The 17260-nt window shown below is 64.0% G+C and carries 12 protein-coding genes and 2 tRNA genes; 4 read left to right on the top strand and 10 right to left on the bottom strand.

Annotation, left to right across the window (positions count from 1 at the left end):
• Positions 1-331: 331 nt before the first annotated feature.
• Positions 332-2404 (top strand): DEAD/DEAH box helicase, encoded by a 2073-nt coding sequence (locus F0Q04_RS20530; RefSeq protein ID WP_116927562.1) that lies wholly within the window; start codon positions 332-334, stop codon positions 2402-2404.
• A gap of 111 nt (positions 2405-2515) precedes the next feature.
• Here F0Q04_RS20530 and F0Q04_RS20525 read toward each other — a convergent pair whose 3' ends face one another.
• From F0Q04_RS20525 to F0Q04_RS20495, 7 genes are all read right to left on the bottom strand, one after another.
• On the bottom strand, positions 2516-3754 hold the full coding sequence (locus tag F0Q04_RS20525; RefSeq protein ID WP_116927517.1) for a multidrug effflux MFS transporter: 1239 nt from the start codon (positions 3752-3754) through the stop codon (positions 2516-2518).
• 172 nt (positions 3755-3926) lie between these two features.
• Complete coding sequence (locus F0Q04_RS20520) at positions 3927-4469, bottom strand: GTP-binding protein (protein ID WP_232539423.1); 543 nt, start codon at positions 4467-4469, stop codon at positions 3927-3929.
• A gap of 20 nt (positions 4470-4489) precedes the next feature.
• Positions 4490-5389 (bottom strand): hypothetical protein, encoded by a 900-nt coding sequence (locus tag F0Q04_RS20515; RefSeq protein ID WP_116927518.1) that lies wholly within the window; start codon positions 5387-5389, stop codon positions 4490-4492.
• Between the two features lie 321 nt (positions 5390-5710).
• Positions 5711-6199 carry a copper chaperone PCu(A)C gene (locus F0Q04_RS20510; protein WP_116927519.1) on the bottom strand — a complete coding sequence of 163 codons (489 nt, stop codon included), beginning with the start codon at positions 6197-6199 and terminating at the stop codon, positions 5711-5713.
• A 156-nt stretch (positions 6200-6355) separates the two neighbouring features.
• A tRNA-Lys gene (locus F0Q04_RS20505) sits at positions 6356-6431 on the bottom strand.
• Positions 6432-6498: 67 nt separating this feature from the next.
• Positions 6499-6574 (bottom strand) — tRNA-Lys (locus F0Q04_RS20500).
• Between the two features lie 195 nt (positions 6575-6769).
• The gene (locus F0Q04_RS20495; protein WP_021027940.1) at positions 6770-7747 is read right to left on the bottom strand and encodes a GMP reductase; all 978 of its coding nucleotides are present in this window, start codon (positions 7745-7747) and stop codon (positions 6770-6772) included.
• Between the two features lie 294 nt (positions 7748-8041).
• On the opposite strand from F0Q04_RS20495, the gene F0Q04_RS20490 reads away from it, so the two are divergent.
• A complete protein-coding gene (locus tag F0Q04_RS20490) occupies positions 8042-10492 on the top strand; it encodes a UvrD-helicase domain-containing protein (RefSeq protein ID WP_182343234.1) in 2451 nt (816 codons plus the stop codon).
• 296 nt (positions 10493-10788) lie between these two features.
• On the top strand, positions 10789-11922 hold the full coding sequence (locus F0Q04_RS20485; RefSeq protein ID WP_232539422.1) for an FUSC family protein: 1134 nt from the start codon (positions 10789-10791) through the stop codon (positions 11920-11922).
• Between the two features lie 51 nt (positions 11923-11973).
• Here the strand turns inward: F0Q04_RS20485 and F0Q04_RS20480 are convergent, their stop codons facing one another.
• The 3 genes from F0Q04_RS20480 to F0Q04_RS20470 form a co-directional block, all read right to left on the bottom strand.
• Positions 11974-12771: a BPSS1780 family membrane protein gene (locus tag F0Q04_RS20480; protein ID WP_182343232.1), complete on the bottom strand. Its 798-nt coding sequence runs from the start codon at positions 12769-12771 to the stop codon at positions 11974-11976.
• Positions 12772-12910: 139 nt separating this feature from the next.
• Positions 12911-13867, bottom strand: coding sequence for a homoserine kinase (locus F0Q04_RS20475; RefSeq protein WP_182343230.1), 957 nt, complete (start codon positions 13865-13867; stop codon positions 12911-12913).
• Positions 13868-13994: 127 nt separating this feature from the next.
• Positions 13995-14360: a hypothetical protein gene (locus tag F0Q04_RS20470; protein ID WP_116927523.1), complete on the bottom strand. Its 366-nt coding sequence runs from the start codon at positions 14358-14360 to the stop codon at positions 13995-13997.
• Positions 14361-14412: 52 nt separating this feature from the next.
• Here F0Q04_RS20470 and polA point away from each other — a divergent pair, with 52 nt between their 5' ends.
• Positions 14413-17217, top strand: a complete 2805-nt coding sequence (gene polA / locus F0Q04_RS20465; RefSeq protein WP_182343228.1) for a DNA polymerase I — start codon at positions 14413-14415, stop codon at positions 17215-17217.
• Positions 17218-17260 lie beyond the last annotated feature (43 nt).

Raw genomic sequence — 17260 nt, 5'->3', positions numbered from 1 at the left:
CCCCGGTCAACCCCCGTGACCCGGGTCCTTGCGTTTCCCCAAGGCTCTGCGCTGGCTCGTGGCGCATGGGACACAGAAGTCCTTCCATTGATGCGGGAAAACCCGAAATGTGCGATAATTTGCGCTTCCCCGCCAAACAGGCGGTTGATACGCACATCTCCCTTCATTCTCTGGGCGTCCAGGCCATGCGATTCGCAGCATGGCCGATTTGAACAAGCCCGCGGCAATTTGTACGGCCGTTACCGTTTGATGGTTGATGTATTTAAAACCATGAACGGTACGGAACTGCGTCGCGAAACGCGCAGGAGCCGACCTATTGCTATTGTTCAAAATGACGCAAGACCTCCATCTGCAGGGCGAAGCCGCGCCTGCGCAAAACACTGTTGACGCTACCCAAGATATCGTCAATACCTCTCCCCTGTCGGCCCTGGCCGAAGACGCTTTGCAAGAAGACAGCACCGCGCTGGTGGCTGAGGCCGAAGCCGAAGTGCTGCCTGAAGAGCCCAATGGCTTCGTCGAGCTGGGCCTGGCGCCCGAGCTGGTGCAGGCCGTCAAGGACCTGGGCTACACCCAACCGACCGCTGTGCAATTGCGCGCCATCCCGCTGGCGATGATCAACGACGGTGAAGCGTCGCAGCACTTTGCTGACCTGATGGTCTCCAGCCAGACCGGCTCGGGCAAGACCGCCGCCTTCCTGCTGCCGGTGCTGCACACCTTGATCCAGCAGCAAGGCCAGGCCGAAGCCGCTGAGCGCGCCGAGCACGAGCGTCTGGTGGCCGAAGCCCTGGCCCGTGGCGAACAAGCCCCCAAGCGCGCCAAGCGCAAGAACCCGCTGAGCCCGCGCAATTTCAAGGCTGCCCAACCGGGTGCCCTGATTCTGTGCCCCACCCGTGAGCTGGCCCAGCAAGTGGCCCATGACGCGATCGAGCTGGTGCGCCATTGCCGTGGTCTGCGCGTGGCCAATATCGTCGGCGGCATGCCCTACCAGCTGCAAATCGCCAAGCTGCAAAATGCCGATCTGGTCGTGGCAACGCCTGGCCGTCTGCTCGACCTGCAGCGCTCGATGCAGATCAAGCTCGACAAGGTGCAGTTCCTGGTCGTCGACGAAGCCGACCGCATGCTCGACCTGGGCTTCTCGGACGACCTGGCCGAAGTCAACCAACTGACGGTGCAGCGCAAGCAAACCATGATGTTCAGCGCGACCTTCGCGCCGCGCATCCAGCAGTTGGCCATGCGCGTGATGCATGACAACGGCGCCAGTGTGCAGAAGATCACCATCGATTCGCCCCAGGAAAAGCATGCCAACATCAAGCAGGTGCTGTTCTGGGCCGACAACTCCCAGCACAAGCGCAAGCTGCTGGACCACTGGCTGCGTGATGCCTCGATCAACCAGGCCATCGTCTTTGCATCCACCCAGGTGGAATGTGATGGCCTGGCCAACGACCTGCAGCAAGAAGGCTTCTCTGCGGTGGCACTGCACGGCGCGCTGAGCCAGGGCCTGCGTAACCGCCGCCTGATGGCGCTGCGCAATGGCCAGGTACAGATCCTGGTAGCCACCGATGTGGCTGCGCGCGGTATCGACGTGCCCACCATCACCCACGTCTTCAACTACGGCCTGCCGATGAAGGCCGAAGACTACACCCACCGCATTGGCCGTACCGGCCGTGCTGGCCGCTCGGGTCTGGCGATCACTTTCGCCGAGTTCCGCGACCGCCGCCGTGTGTTCGATATCGAGGCCTACACCAAGCAGCAGTTCAAGCCGGAAGTGATTCCAGGCATGGAGCCGCAGCAACGCTTCCCCGCCCGCAGCGAAGGCGGCCCTCGCGGCGCAGGTCGCGGTGGTGACCGTGGCCGTCCAGGTGCTGGCCGTGGTGGCGAGCGCCGTGGCGGTGGCGGCTTTGGTGCCGACCGTGGTTTTGGTGGCCGCCGTGATGGCGAAGGCTATGGCCGCAAGCCAGGTTTTGGCGAAAGCGCTGGCTTCGGTGGTGGCCCACGTGGTGGCGACAGCCGTCCCCGTTTCGAGCAGCGCGATGACCGCGCACCGCGCTTTGAGCCGCGTGCTGACCGTGGTGGCGACCGCTTCCAGGACCGTGCCCCGGACCGTTTTCAGGAGCGCGGCGCCGATCGCGTCCAGGACCGTGGTGCAGACCGCTTCCAGGACCGCGCACCCCGCCCCGAAGGCCGCAGCTTTGACCGTGCGCCTGAGCGCCGTGCCGACCGCTTTGGTGGCGACAGCCGTGGTGCTGACAGCCGGGGCCCGCGCAGTGCAGCCCCACGCCACGCCGGTGGTGGTGACTTTGCCCAGCGCCGTCCAGGCGGTGACAGCCGCTTTGGTGGCGAGCGCGGTGGCCGTCCCTACAGCCCCGCTGGTGGTGACCGCAAGCGCACCGAGCGCAGCCGCTAAGCAGCGCATCGCACGATGAACAAGAGCTTCCCATGGGAAGCTCTTTTTTTATGCCTGGTTCAGGCCGCTGGGTGGATGACGGCGCCTGCGAAGCGCCGTTGGAGGCATTGCTCAGACCGCGTTATGGCGGCCGATATCGGGCCAGCGGTGGTGAAAATAGATCCAGCTGAGCAGGCCGGTCAGCATCAAACCCATCGATGCGATGGCGAGCGCCACCGTCGAATGCATGACCAGCGGGGCAAGCACGCCCGCGACGATGCCATTGGCCACCGAGGTGACAACCGCCTGCAGCGAAGAGGCCAGGCCCCGGCGCTCAGGGTGCAGGTCCAGCACCAGCAGGGTGACCACCGGGGTCATCAAGGCCCAGCCAAACGAATAGATGCCCAGTGGCAGCAAGGCCCAGGCCGGGTGCGGCGGCAGCACCAGGTTCAGCGCCAGGTAGATGCAGGAGGTCAGGAACATGATCAGAAAGCCATGCCGTACCTGGCGCTTGGGCGGAATCTTGCCCGCCAGCCGGCCGCTGACCCAGGCGCCCAGCATGATGCCGCCAATGGTGCAGATGAAGAACCAGAAGAACTGGGTGGGCCGCATGTGCATGTGGGTGCCCAGGAAGGTGGGGGCCGACAGGATATAGATGAACATGCCGTTGAAGGGCACGCCGCTGGCGGCGGCCAGCAGCAAAAAGCGCGGGCTGCTGCACAGCTGCCAGTAGCCGCGCATCAGGTTGCGCACATCAAAGGCCTGGCGCTTCTCGGGCGGCAGGCTCTCGGGCAGCAGGCGCCAGTTGTAGGCCCACAGCAGCGCGCCAATGGCGGTGAGCAGCCAGAAGATCGATTGCCAGCTGGCGTAGGCGATAAAGACGCCGCCAATCATCGGCGCGACCGCCGGCGCGATGCCAAAGTAGATGGTGATCTGGCTCATCACCCGCTGGGCCTGGGCGGGGGGGAACAGGTCGCGCACCACCGCGCGCGAGACCACAATGCCCGCGCCCGTGGTGCAGCCTTGCAGTGCGCGGAACACGATCAGTTGCTCGGGCGTCTGGGCCAGTGCGCAGCCGGCCGATGTCAGCGCAAAGGTGGCCAGCCCCCACAGCACGACGGGGCGGCGGCCAAAGCTGTCCGACAGCGCGCCGTGGAACAGGTTCATGAACGCAAAGCCAAACAGATAGGCCGACAGCGTCTGCTGCATCTGCAGCGGCGAAGCCTGGAGCGAGGCGGCAATCCCGTCAAAGGCGGGCAGGTAGGTGTCGATCGAGAAGGGCCCCAGCATGCCCAGCAGGGCCAGCATGACCGCCAGAATCCATTGCGGTGTGGGCTGGGCGGATGCGTCTGCGGGGCGTGGTGGGTTCATGGCCTGCGCGCCACCGGCCGTGGGCAGGGAGCGTCGTCAAAAAAAGGGGAAAGAGCGTGGGCTGCTGCAGCCTGGGGTCTGCCCGGTGCGCTAGCAGCAGGCGCCGAGCTTACCTCAAGCGCCAGCGCGCTGCAGTCGCTGCGGTATGGGCGGCAGCGCAGTGTGGAGCGGTCTAGCGGGGCTGTACTTCGTCGGGCAGCATCGCGGCGATGATGTCCAGGGTGTCGAGCATTTGCGAGGGGTTGCGCGGGTCGGCGCTGAGCACGGGCACGGCGCATTCGGCATGGGCCGAGAGGCGCACCGTGAACATCTCCTGCTGCGCGGCCGATGCAGGCCGGGCAATCAGCACCACGACAGCCTGGATATTGGGCGCCGCATGGCACTGCTGGATCAGATCGATGGTTTGCTCCATCGCCTGGGGCTCATGGATATCGACCATCACGATGGCACCAAAGGCCAGCGACAGCGCCCATTCGCGCACAAAGTCGTAGCGCTCCTGGCCGGGGCAGCCGTAGACCTGCAAGGTATCCTCATCGTCGAGCTTGATTTCGCCAAAATCCAGGCCCACCGTGGTGGTCTCTTTGGCGTGAGCCTGCTTGTCCAGGTTGGGGACATCGCACTCGATGGCCAGACTGCCGCAGAGGCTGCGGATCGCCGTGGTCTTGCCGATGCCCATGGGGCCCAGCAGCACGATGCGTTTGATGGGGTGGTGCATGCGGTCCTCCCGTCAGGTGGTCAATGCGGGTCGCTGGCCCGGTTCTGGTGGATCCAGCGGCTCAGTTGTCGGAAAAGGCCCAGCTTGGCCGCTGCCGGGCCGGGCTCGGCGGTGTGGGTTGCCGGGGGTGCAAGGGTGGCCAGGGCCACCGGTTCAGCAGCTGCCGGTGCTGCCGTCTCTACCAGCACGCCTTTGCCGCGCAAGACCTGCAGCACGCGCAGGATCTCGCCGCGCTCGAGCTGGGTGCGTTCGGCCAGTTCGTCCAGACCGCGGTCACCGGAGATCATCGCGGCCAGCAGCTGCCGGTGCGCCTGGCCTGCCATGCTGCCGGTCAGCTGGGTCCAGCGCTTGATGCGAAAACGCGTGCCCGGAGCGGGCAGGTTGCCCAGGGCGGCAGCGGGGGCTGTGGCAGTTGTGGCGGGCGCCTCCAGCACGGGCTCGGGTGCAGGCTCGGCCACCACCAGCGTGGGCTGGTTCAGGTCGGTGGCCTTGAGGAAGGCGGCATCGGCATTCTTGACCTGCACATCATGCGACAGGGTCATGCTGTGCTGGCGGCGGGTCTTGAGGGTCTCACGCAGCCGTTTGCCATGCGCTTGCACGCTGATATGTTCGAGCAGCTGGGTCAGGCGCCCCACGCTGTAGTCGGGCGGCAGTTGGGCATCGATCTGGTCGGGCCACTGCGCGCGCGCAGCCTGGGCCTGGTCATCGGTGGCGATCAGCAGCACGAAGGAGCTGTTGGAGCGGTTCTGGATGGCGTCGGGCGCGCTGTGGGCGTCGATCACCCACAACTCAGTGGCGGTCTTGGCGGTCTGAGAAGGCTGTTTGTCGCGCCAGTGCTTGGCTGCGACTTCAAACAAATAGCTAAAGCGCAGTTGATGGGCTTCACTCAAATGGGCGGCATGCAGGATCAACTCGGACATAACAACTCTCCCTGGCACATTCACCTTCAAGCGTTGCGGAAACAGCAGCTCGTGCAAGACATGCCTTGCATGGACGCCGTTCCATTTTCAAAGCTTGTAATAATATGTCAATATCTCGGATATATTAATAATGAACAATTGATGGAGCGCAACTATATTATGCTCTCTGAGCCAGATTATTCGCGGGCATGCTTGAAAAGTGTAACTAGCTTTCTTGGCAGCTATGTGGCGAAGCCCCGGGTACACCCTTGAGTTGTATACAAAGGCTTATTTAGTGCTCAAATAAACAACAGGCCTGATCAGGCCTGCTGCTGTAATCCATCAGTGCTGGTGCTGGTGGCCGCCTGATGCCGGTGGGTGCGCGCTGGCTGCCGGAGCCAGGGCACGCACCGGGGCGCTGACGGCAATGCTCTCCTTGGCGCCGTCGGCGTGCAGCACTTCGAGCGTCAGGTCGACGTTTTCGCCAGCGGTCAGCGGTTTTTTCAGGCCCATCAGCATGATGTGGTAGCCGCCCGGCTTGAGGCTTACGGTCTGGCCGCTGGGCAGGCTGACGCTGGGCACAGCCCGCATCTTCATCACGTTGTCTTCCATGCGCATCTCGTGCACTTCGGCGCTGCTGGCCGCGTCGGTCTTCACGCCCACGAGCTGGGCATTGTCATGCGCCGAGCGCAGCTCCATGAACACGCCCGAGGCCTGTTGCTGCGCGACCGTGGCGCGTGCCCAGGGATTGCTGACCGTGACATGGGCAAAAGCGCTGGAGGCGGTTGCAAACGCAAAGGCGGCGAGCAAGGAGGGGAACAGGGGACGCATGGTAGGGCTGAGGAGAAATAGCGATGGGATAGGACGGATTCCTGCATTCTACAAGCGCAGGGCGATCACGCACCGCACGCGCTGGTGCGTTGCATGAGGGACGGGCGGGCGAGGAAATAAAAAACGGCCTAGGCGATAAGCCTAGGCCGTTGAACTTGGTGGGCCCTGAGTGATTCGAACACTCGACCAACGGATTAAGAGTCCGCTGCTCTACCAACTGAGCTAAGAGCCCGAAACTGTCGCACCTTGGAAATGCTTTGTTTCGTTGGCCTGCGCGGTCAATCGCAAGCCTAAAAATGTGGTGGGCCCTGAGTGATTCGAACACTCGACCAACGGATTAAGAGTCCGCTGCTCTACCAACTGAGCTAAGAGCCCACATTTTTTGCTGTCAGCAGTGTGCTGCAGCAAGCCTTGTATTATGCACTAATTTTTACGCCTGCTCGGAAAAATACCGATATCAACTCCGGTTTTTTCAGGCAGGCCCGTTGCCGCAGAGGCAAAAATGGCCCGCAAGCTGCCGGGCCGTGCCCGTTCGAGCCAGTCCGGGCCTGGCTCGCGCGAGGAAGGCGCTTACATCAGCAGATGTTCGCCGGCGTTGTCGCCGCCCAAGATCACATAGTTCACCTTGCGGATGTCCATCAGGTGCTTGCCGCCTGCGTAGCTGATCGAGGACTGCACGTCCTGCTCCATCTCGATCAGCGTGTCCTGCAGCTTGCCCTTGATGGGCTCGAGGATGCGCTTGCCTTCGACGTGCTTGTACTCGCCCTTGTTGAAGTCGCTGGCCGAGCCGTAGTACTCCTTGAACAGCTCGCCGTCGAGCTCAACGGTCTTGCCGGGCGATTCTTCATGGCCAGCGAACAGCGAGCCGATCATCACCATGGTGGCGCCAAAGCGGATGCTCTTGGCGATATCGCCATGGCTGCGGATGCCGCCGTCGGCAATGATGGGCTTGGTCGCCACGCGTGCGCACCATTTGAGCGCCGACAGCTGCCAGCCGCCCGTGCCAAAACCGGTCTTGAGCTTGGTGATGCAGACCTTGCCCGGGCCCACGCCCACCTTGGTGGCATCGGCGCCCCAGTTTTCCAGATCGATCACGGCCTCGGGCGTGGCCACGTTGCCGGCAATCACAAAGGCCTCGGGCAGCTTTGCTTTCAGGTAGCCGATCATGTTCTTCACGCTGTCGGCATGGCCATGGGCGATGTCGATGGTGATGTATTCGGGGCAGATGTCGTCGGCGACAAAGCGGTCGACCACGTCGTAGTCCGCTTGCTTGACGCCCAGCGAGATCGAGGCGAACAGGCCTTGCGACTGCATGGCCTTGGTGAAGGCCACATTGTCGATGTCAAAGCGGTGCATCACATAGAAGTAGCCGTGTTGCGCCAAAAACTTGCAGATCTTCTCGTCCAGCACGGTCTTCATGTTGGCAGGCACCACCGGCAGGCGGAAGGTGCGGTTGCCCAGGACAACGCTGGCGTCACATTCGGAGCGGCTCTCCACGCGGCACTTGCGGGGCAGCAAAAGAATGTTGTCGTAGTCGAAGATTTCCATTTGATTCCAAGCTCCATAAAAGGTCGCAGCGAACTATTTCGCAGCGATGGGGCGCTTGGCTTGGAGACCGGTCGGAGCAGGGCGCTTCGCGTTGGAAAGCCCTCTTTTGCGCTGTTGCGGGCACAAAAAAACCGGGTCACAAGAAACTTGGGCCCGGTGACTGATTCTAGCAGCATGCACCGGCTTTGCAAAAGCCTTGCCGGCCGCTGCAGTATGCGCAGGCGGTGAGCAAGACCACCAAGCGCTTGCCGGGCGGGTGCCTCGCCGGCCTGCCGATCTCCCTACAATGCTGGCATGGATTCGAATGATTTGTTTGCGCTGCCGCCCGTTGCCGGTGGTTCTGGCCATTTGCCACTGCTCAATGGCCTCAACGACGAGCAGCTCGCCGCTGCCACCTTGGAGGGCGGCCATGCGCTGATTCTGGCCGGCGCCGGCTCGGGCAAGACCCGGGTGCTGACCACGCGCATCGCCTGGCTGCTGCAGACGGGCCGTGCCACGCCCGGCGGCATTCTGGCGGTGACCTTTACGAACAAGGCCGCCAAGGAGATGCTCACCCGCCTGTCGGCGATGCTGCCCATCAATGTGCGCGGCATGTGGATCGGCACCTTCCACGGGCTGTGCAACCGCATGCTGCGCGCGCATTACAAATCGGCCAACCTGCCCCAGACCTTCCAGATCCTGGACACGCAAGACCAGCTCTCGGCCATCAAGCGCCTGTGCAAGCAGTTCCAGGTCGATGAGGAGGCGCTCCCACCCAAGCAGCTGCAGTACTTCATCAGCGGCTGCAAGGAAGAGGGGCTGCGCCCGTCGGATGTGCAGGCCCGCGACATGGCCGAGCGCAAGAAGGTCGAGCTCTACCAGCTCTACGAAGAGCAATGTCTGCGCGAAGGCGTGGTCGATTTTGGCGAGCTGATGCTGCGCTCCTACGAGCTGCTGCGCGACAACCTGCCGATCCGCCAGCACTACCAGCACCGTTTTCGCCATATGCTGGTCGACGAGTTCCAGGACACCAACCGCCTGCAGTACCTCTGGCTCAAGCAGCTGGCCGGCGACATGGTGGGCGGCAAGTTCCAGTCCCACAGCAGCGTGATTGCCGTGGGCGACGACGACCAGAGCATCTATGCCTTCCGCGGAGCGCGCGTGGGCAATATGCAGGATTTTGTGCGTGAGTTCGAGGTGCGCCAGCAGATCAAGCTCGAGCAGAACTACCGCAGCTACAGCAACATCCTCGACAGCGCCAATGCGCTGATCAGCCACAACAGCAACCGCCTGGGTAAGAACCTGCGCACCGACCAGGGCCCGGGCGAGCCGGTGCGGGTGTCCGAGAGCGCCACCGACATGGCCGAGGCGCAGTGGATGGTCGAGGAGATCAAGTCGCTGATCAAGAGCGATGGCTTTGCGCGCAGCGAGATTGCCGTGCTCTACCGAAGCAATGCCCAAAGCCGGATTCTGGAAACCAGCCTATTCAATGCCGGTGTGCCCTACCGCGTGTATGGCGGCCTGCGCTTTTTCGAGCGTGCGGAAATCAAGCATGCGCTGGCCTATCTGCGCCTGCTCGAGAACCCGCATGACGACACCAGCTTCATGCGGGTGGTGAACTTTCCGCCACGCGGCATTGGTGCGCGCACCACCGAGCAACTGCAGGAAGGCGCGCAGGCCGCTGGTTGCTCCTTGTACGACGCGGTCACCGCCGTCGCCGGCAAGGCGGGCACCAAGCTGCAGTCCTTTGTCGCGATGATCGATGTGCTGCGCGAGGAAACCCAGGGCAAGACCTTGCGCGAGACCATCGAGCGCATGCTGGTGGTGAGCGGCCTGATCGAGCACTACCAGAGCGAAAAGGAAGGCGCCGACCGCATCGACAACCTGGGCGAACTGGTGACCGCCGCCGAGAGCTTTGTCACGCAGGAAGGCTTTGGCAAGGATGCCATAGCGATACCGCTTGATGAGCAGCAGGCCATGGGCGTGCCAGGCAGTGGCCAAAGCCCCGTGAGCCAAGGGCTGGACCCGGATGCCCCGCTGCTCGATACCCCGCTGCCCGATGCCGCCAATCCGGCGATGGTGAACCCCGACACCGGCGAGACCTTGTCGCCGCTCGTGGCATTCCTCACGCATGCCGCACTGGAGGCCGGTGACAACCAGGCCCAGGCGGGCCAGGATGCCGTGCAGATGATGACCGTGCATGCCAGCAAGGGCCTGGAGTTTGATGTGGTCTTTATCGGCGGGCTCGAAGAGGGCCTGTTCCCGCACGAGAATGCGATGACCGACACCGGCGGGCTCGAAGAAGAGCGCCGCCTGATGTATGTGGCCATCACCCGGGCGCGCAAGCGCCTGTACCTGAGCACCTCGCAGACGCGCATGCTCCACGGCACGACGCGCTACAACGTGAGGAGCCGCTTTCTCGATGAGCTGCCCGAAGGCGCGCTCAAATGGCTCACGCCCAAGCATTCGGGCTTTGGCAGTGGCATGGGCAGCCTGGCTTACGGCGGGGGAGGCGGCGGCCGCTCATCGGGCGGTGGTTACGGCGATGCCGCGCCCAGCATGTGGGGCAAAACCCCCGTGCCAGCGCAAAAGGCCGAGCCCGCGCATGGCATCAAAAAGGGCGCCCATGTGTTCCACAACAAGTTTGGCGAAGGCAAGGTGCTGGCGGTGGAGGGCACGGGTGACGATGCGCGCGCCCAGGTGAATTTTCCGCGCCATGGCACCAAGTGGCTGGCGCTGTCGGTGGCCAAGCTGACGGTGGTGTAAACCTCCATTGCAAGCCTGGCAGGTGGCTTTGGGATAGTGGGTACCAACCTCAGACTTGCCATTAATAGTTGCATAGGATACTATATCGCTTACTCATCGGCATGCGCAGCCTTGCCGCGTCCCGGTCCGGCATCCCTGCCAGGACCTGCGCGAGCCATCCTTGTATGCGCACAGGGATGGCGCCCATGCTGCTTTTTTAGCGGGTGAGTCTCCACTTTCCTATCCCAGCCAGACTGCCTGGCCGCTGCGCCGGCCGGTTTGCGCGTTGGTCAGGCGCTGGGTAGACGAGGATGTCCATGACCCCAGTCCGCAAGATCGATATGTCCACCCCCGCCATTGGCCGCCACCAGGCGCTGCGCCACCTGCTGTCGCTGCGCCAGCTGCGTGACAGCGTCCGCCTGCAACCGCTTCCCTCCCTGCACATTGCGCTGGTCGCGGCCATGCAGGCAGCACTTGCAGTGCTGCTGGCCCTGGTGGTGGCGCGCCTGTCGCCCTGGCCACAGCTGGTGGGGCCCTTGGGGCTAGGTGCGTTGGCCGCCTTGTTTGGCCGTTTTGCCGCACCCGGTCGGCGCATGCGCATCGTTGGTATTTGCGCGGTCATGCTGTGCGCGGCGGTGTTTGTGCCATCGCTTGCCTCCTGGGCCGGGATGCCCGCCCAGGGCATGGTCGCGGTGCTGGCGCTGGTGGCGGGAGCGGCCACCTTGGCCGTCAGCCACTGGCGCCTGGGTGGGCCGGGCGCGGTGATTGTGGTGTTCGCAGCTGGTGCGTCACTGGCGCCAGTGCACAGCGGGCAGCAGCTGCTGGAGCGGACCTTGGGCACCTTGGCCGGTGGCCTGCTGGCCGCGCTGGTCTGCTGGGCCACCGATGGCCTGCGCCATAACGCGGTGCAGCGCGTGCAGCTGCCTGCGCAGCCGCAGCAGCCCTGGCCCGCCGAGCTGGCCGCTGCCGGCCGCATTGTGCTCGGTGCCGGTCTGGCCGCCTGGGTGGCCCAGGCCGCTGGCTGGCAGCATCCGGCCTGGGCGGCGATTGGTGCCACCGCGGTGATGCAGGGCAGCCATCTGCACATCACGATGAATCGGGCGCTGCAGCGCATGGTGGGCACGATGCTGGGCGCGCTGGTCGCTGGTCTGATTCTGGCGTTGGATCCATCGTTTTGGTGGATTGCCGCTGCCATCGTCGCGCTGCAGTTCATCACCGAGGTGAGCATTGGCTACAACTACGCCTTGGGCCAGATCACCGTCACGCCGATGGCCTTGCTGATGACGCACCTGGCTTCTTCGCCCCAGGCCCCCTTGGCCATGCCGCTGGAGCGGGTGCTCGACACGGTACTGGGCGCGGCGCTGGGCATTGTGTTTGCGCGGGCGCTGTCCAGCCTGGAAGACCGAACGAACCTGCACCGCCTGCACCACGGCGAAGGCTCCCAGCGATGAAAAAAGCCCGGGCTGTGGGGCACAGGCCGGGCTGGGATATGCGGGTGGGATTCAGAGTGCGATGCTGTCGGTCTGCTCCGGCGCTTCAAAGCAGTCGCGAAAGCTAAACACCACCGAGGTCAGAAACATGGCGGCCAGCATCAGCGAGCCGGCAATGGCAATGGCGGCGGCGGCCCAGGCGCCCAGCAAAGTGCCCAGCAAGGCTGACAGCAGCGCCATCGCGATGCCAAAGCCGATGCCTACAGCCATCCAGGCCAGGCCAAACATCGTGAAGGCGCCGATATTGCGGCTGCAGGCGATCAGGCTGAAGAACACGGCCTTGATGGCAGGCACGCGGTGCCAGTAAATGAGGCCAGGCGCATGCCAGAACAGCAGCGACAGCGGGATGTACAGCAGCATCGTGGCGAACATGGCCTGCTGGAAAGCGGGCTGCTCGACGATCTCACGCGTGATCTCGCCGCCCATCAGGTTCAGGCGCGCGAACTGGCCGCCATCAAACAGCGCAGAAAACCCCAACACCAGCAGGAACGACAGCGCATAAAAGACGCCCAGCACGACAAAAGCGTTGCGCCGCTCCTTGTCGACACGCAGCGCAGCCAGCACCACCGGCAAGGTCGGGCGCGCGCCCTGCGTGCTCAACGCGGCGCCAATCATCATGCACAGCGTGGAAACCGGCAGCAGCGCCAGCGCGATAAAGGTGCCGGCAATCGGGATGGCGCCGATCAGGGACATCACCATCATCGACAGAAAGAACAGCGAGGTCAGGGCCAGGGCCTGTGTCTTGAAGGTTTTGAAGCCGTCTTGCACCCAGGCAACACCCTGGCGGGCAGTGGCGATACGAAGTTTCATGCACCAGCGCGCTGCAGCGTGGGCTGCAGCGATAAAAAATCAAAGGGGATGGCGCACTGTAACCCATGCGCCCAAGGGGCAGGCGCCTATATGGGCATGGTGCGCGCGGGCGCGCCCTGCGTGGCTTTGAGCAGGTCGCTTATTTCAGCTGGTAAGGCGTGGCCAGGCGCTCGCGCAGCACCCGCTCGAAATGGGTCGGGTCGTGCGGCTTGAGCAGCGAGGCTTCGCGCGGCAGGTAGAAGTCCCAGAGGCGCGAGATCCAAAAACGCAGCGCGCCTGCGCGCAGCATGGCGTTGAGCAGTTCGCGCTCGCAGGCTTGCAGCGGGCGCACGGCCTGGTAGGCGGCCAGCAGCGCATCAGCACGTGTCAGGTCGATGGCGCCGGTGGCCAGGTCGATGCACCAGTCGTTGATGACGACGGCGATGTCGAACAGCCAGGTGTCGACGCCGGCGAAATAGAAGTCAAAGATGCCGGTCAAGGTCTCGCCCTCGAACATGGCGTTGTCGCGGAACAGGTCGGCATGCACCGGGCCGCGCGGCAGCGCGGTATAGGCCGAGCTTTGCGCCACATGGTTCTGGTAGGCCAGCTCGCTGCGCAGCAGCTCGGCAGTCGCGCTGTCCAGGTAGGGCAGCACGACGGGCACGGTCTCGTTCCACCAGGGCAGGCCACGCAGATTGGGCTGCTGGCGCGGGTAGTCGAGGGCGGCCTGGTGCATTTTGGCCAGCACCTCGCCCAGCGACTGGCAATGCGCCGCTTGCGGCGCCAGCTGGCTCTTGCCGGGCAGCTTGCCAACGATGGCCGCGGGCTTGCCCTCAACCTGCAGCAGGATGTCGCCGGTCTTGCCATCGGCCTGGGGCTCGGGCACGGGTACGCCGGCCTTGGCCAGGTGCTTCATCAGGTACAGATAAAACGGCAGCTGGTCGGCGCGCAGGCGCTCAAACAGGGTCAAGACATACTCGCCCTGGCTGGTGGTCAGAAAGTAGTTGGTGTTTTCAATACCGCCTTCAATACCGCGCAACGAGACGAAATCGCCCAGTGGGACGCGCTTGAGCAAGGCCTTGGCAGCCTTGTCGGATACTTCGGTGAAAACAGCCATGGATGTATATCGTCACTACAAAAACAAGGCCAGCCTCTGTGGCTGGCCTGGCCCGCAAAGCGGCGGGTGCAAAGGGGCGATTATCGCAAGCCTGCGCGGCGCTGGGCTATTCGCTCTGGTATCGCGCTCAGAAATTGCCGATGTTCCAGACGCGCTTCTTGCTTGGGGTGTCGCCAAAACCGTCAGGGCGGGCGCGGGCGCCGTCGGTGGGCTTGACCTCGTAGGCGGGCATATTGCCCACCTTGGGCTGCACATGGATGCTCTGGGTCTGGCCACCAATGCGCACCTCGTCGATGCGGCTGCCCGCGTCTTCCACCCGGATGTACTCGGCCTTCTGGTTGTACTTGTCGTTGGCGGGCGCCGCGTCGGCAGGCTGTGCAGCGGGTTGCGCCGCAGGCGCCGGGGCAGGAACTGCGGGTTGCTGGGCCAGCGCAGGGGCTGCCAGCACCAGTGCCAGGGCCTGGGCGATGAAAGAAGTGGTAATTGCGCGCATGGCCCAATTGTAAGTTGTCACCCGGTGTTTGCGTACCGGGCACAATGTCAATATGCGTAATCCTCCTACTTTAGTGCTGGTGGACGGTTCCAGCTATCTGTACCGTGCCTACCATGCCATGCCCGATCTTCGGGCGGTTCCCGGCGATCCTGCCAGCCCGGCCACCGGCGCCATCCGCGGCATGGTCAACATGATGCAGGCGTTGCGTAAAGACATACAGGCCGACTACGCGGTCTGTGTTTTCGATGCCAGTGGCCCGACCTTCCGCGACACGCTCTACACCGAGTACAAGGCTACGCGCTCACCGATGCCCGATGATCTGCGCTCGCAGATCGCCCCGATCCACGAGGTGGTGCAGCTGCTGGGCTGGAAGATTCTGGCCGTGCCCGGTGTCGAGGCCGATGACGTGATCGCCACCTTGGCGCAGATGGCCTCGCAGCAAGGCATCCAGGTGATCGTCTCCAGCGGTGACAAGGATTTGAGCCAGCTGGTCAATGAGCATGTGACCATCATCGACACGATGAACGGCAAGCGCCGCGATGTCGCCGGCGTCACCGCCGAGTTTGGCGTGCCGCCCTCGCAGATGGTCGACTACCAGGCCCTGGTAGGCGATACGGTCGACAACGTGCCCGGCGTCAGCAAGGTGGGCCCCAAGACCGCTGCCAAATGGCTGGAGGAGCACGGCTCGCTCGACCAGTTGATCGCCAAGGCCGACACGATCAAGGGCGTTGCCGGCCAGAACCTGCGCGATGCCATCGCCAGCGGCCAGTTGGCGCTTAGCCGCCAACTGGTGACGATGAAGACCGATTGCGCGCTGGACGACTATATCCAGGGCCTGCCTGCGTTCGATGGCATCACCTTGGGCGAGCCCGATGCCGTGGCCTTGGTGCCGTTCTACGAGCAATATGGCTTCAAGGGCCTGGCGCGTGCGCTGGGCTCTGCCGCTGCCCCGGCGTCGGCCAAGGCGGCGGGCGACAGCGCTTCCGGCCAGGCGGGCCTGTTTGACAGCGCCGATGCCGCCGTGACCGAGGTGGCCATCGAGGCCCAGCAGCGCGATGTGGTCTACCACACCATCCTGACCGAGGCCGATCTGGATGCCTGGCTGCGCAAGCTGCAGGCAGCCGAGCTGACCGCGCTGGATACCGAAACCGATTCGCTCGACGAAATGCAGGCCCGCATTGTCGGCATCTCGTTCAGCGTGCAGGTGGGTGAGGCCGCCTACGTGCCGCTGCGCCATGAAGGCCTGGATGTGCCCGAGCAGTTGCCCATCGACCTGGTGCTGGCCAAGCTCAAGCCCTGGCTGGAAGACGCCAGCAAAAAGAAGCTGGGCCAGCATGTCAAATACGACCAGCATGTGCTGGCCAACCATGGCATCCGCGTGCAGGGCTATGCGCATGACACCATGCTGCAGTCCTATGTGCTCGAAGCCGACCGCCCCCACAACCTGGGCAGCCTGGCGCTGCGCCACACGGGCCGCACCGGCATCAGCTACGAAGACCTCTGCGGCAAGGGCAAGGGCCAGATCCCATTTGCCCAGGTGCCGGTGGACAAGGCCGCAGCCTACAGCTGCGAAGACTCGGACCAGACCCTGGATGTACACCGCGTGCTGTGGCCGCGCATCGAGGCCAATGCCGGCCTCGCGCACATCTACGCGCTGGAGATGCAGACCAGCGAGGCGCTGTTCCGCATCGAGCGCAATGGCGTGCGCATCGATGCGCCCGAGCTGGCGCGTCAGAGCAATGACCTGGGCCGGCGCATTCTGGCGCTGGAGGCCGAGGCCTATGAGATTGCCGGCCAGCAGTTCAACCTGAGCAGCCCCAAGCAGCTGGGCGAGATCTTTTTTGACAAGCTGGGCCTGCCGGTGGTGAAGAAAACCGCCACCGGCGCGCGCAGCACCGACGAAGAAGTGCTGGAAAAGCTGGCCGAGGACTACCCGCTGCCGGCCAAGATCCTGGAGCACCGCTCGCTGTCCAAGCTCAAGGGCACCTATACCGACAAGCTCGCGCAGATGGCGCTGCCCAGCGATGGCCGCGTGCACACGCACTATGCGCAGGCGGTGGCCGTCACCGGACGCCTGTCCAGCAACGACCCCAACCTGCAGAACATCCCCGTGCGCACGGCCGAAGGCCGGCGCATTCGCGAAGCCTTTGTTGCGCCCGAGGGCAAGCTGATTGCCAGCGCCGACTACTCGCAGATCGAGCTGCGCATCATGGCGCATCTGTCGGGTGACGAGGCCTTGCTCAACGCCTTCCGCGATGGGCTGGATGTGCACCGCGCCACCGCCGCCGAGGTGTTTGGTGTGGCGCTGGACCAGGTCAGCAGCGAGCAGCGCCGCTATGCCAAGGTCATCAACTTTGGCCTGATCTACGGCATGAGCAGTTTTGGCCTGGCCAAGAACCTGGGCATCGAGACCAAGGCCGCTGCCGCCTATATCGACAAGTATTTCCAGCGCTACCCCGGCGTCAAGCGCTACATGGACCAGACCGTCGAGCTGGCCCATGCGCAGGGCTATGTCGAGACCGTGTTCGGCCGGCGCCTGGTGCTGCCCGAGATCAATGGCGGCAATGGCCCGCGCAAGAAAGCGGCAGAGCGCGCTGCGATCAATGCCCCCATGCAGGGCACGGCGGCCGATTTGATCAAGAAGGCCATGGTCGCTGTGCAGGCCAAGCTCGATGCAGACAAGCCCGAGGTGCTGGTCATCATGCAGGTGCACGATGAACTGGTGTTCGAGCTGCCCGCTGCCGAGCAGGAATGGCTGCGCACGGAGATCCCGGCCATCATGGCCAGCGTGGCCGACCTGAAGGTGCCGTTGATCGCCGAGATCGGCTTTGGCCCGAACTGGGAAAAAGCGCACTGACCCTGATGCCTGTAGCGCTGCCTGATGCGGGCAGTCGCTCAGG

It is taken from the genome of Comamonas koreensis (assembly GCF_014076495.1).
In the GTDB taxonomy this organism is placed as follows: Bacteria; Pseudomonadota; Gammaproteobacteria; order Burkholderiales; family Burkholderiaceae_C; genus Comamonas; species Comamonas squillarum.
The sequence above is the reverse complement of the archived record's forward strand: the minus strand, read 5'-3'. Positions and strand labels throughout refer to the sequence as shown.

Excerpts from the sequence above, each read along its gene's own strand:
- F0Q04_RS20490 (WP_182343234.1), top strand. The coding sequence starts at position 8,042 with ATGGATTCGAATGATTTGTTTGCGCTGCCGCCCGTTGCCGGTGGTTCT.
- F0Q04_RS20520 (WP_232539423.1), bottom strand. The coding sequence starts at position 4,469 with ATGCACCACCCCATCAAACGCATCGTGCTGCTGGGCCCCATGGGCATC.
- F0Q04_RS20515 (WP_116927518.1), bottom strand. The coding sequence starts at position 5,389 with ATGTCCGAGTTGATCCTGCATGCCGCCCATTTGAGTGAAGCCCATCAA.
- F0Q04_RS20510 (WP_116927519.1), bottom strand. The coding sequence starts at position 6,199 with ATGCGTCCCCTGTTCCCCTCCTTGCTCGCCGCCTTTGCGTTTGCAACC.
- polA (WP_182343228.1), top strand. The coding sequence starts at position 14,413 with ATGCGTAATCCTCCTACTTTAGTGCTGGTGGACGGTTCCAGCTATCTG.
- F0Q04_RS20530 (WP_116927562.1), top strand. The coding sequence starts at position 332 with ATGACGCAAGACCTCCATCTGCAGGGCGAAGCCGCGCCTGCGCAAAAC.
- F0Q04_RS20470 (WP_116927523.1), bottom strand. The coding sequence starts at position 14,360 with ATGCGCGCAATTACCACTTCTTTCATCGCCCAGGCCCTGGCACTGGTG.
- F0Q04_RS20525 (WP_116927517.1), bottom strand. The coding sequence starts at position 3,754 with ATGAACCCACCACGCCCCGCAGACGCATCCGCCCAGCCCACACCGCAA.
- F0Q04_RS20475 (WP_182343230.1), bottom strand. The coding sequence starts at position 13,867 with ATGGCTGTTTTCACCGAAGTATCCGACAAGGCTGCCAAGGCCTTGCTC.
- F0Q04_RS20495 (WP_021027940.1), bottom strand. The coding sequence starts at position 7,747 with ATGGAAATCTTCGACTACGACAACATTCTTTTGCTGCCCCGCAAGTGC.
- F0Q04_RS20480 (WP_182343232.1), bottom strand. The coding sequence starts at position 12,771 with ATGAAACTTCGTATCGCCACTGCCCGCCAGGGTGTTGCCTGGGTGCAA.
- F0Q04_RS20485 (WP_232539422.1), top strand. The coding sequence starts at position 10,789 with ATGACCCCAGTCCGCAAGATCGATATGTCCACCCCCGCCATTGGCCGC.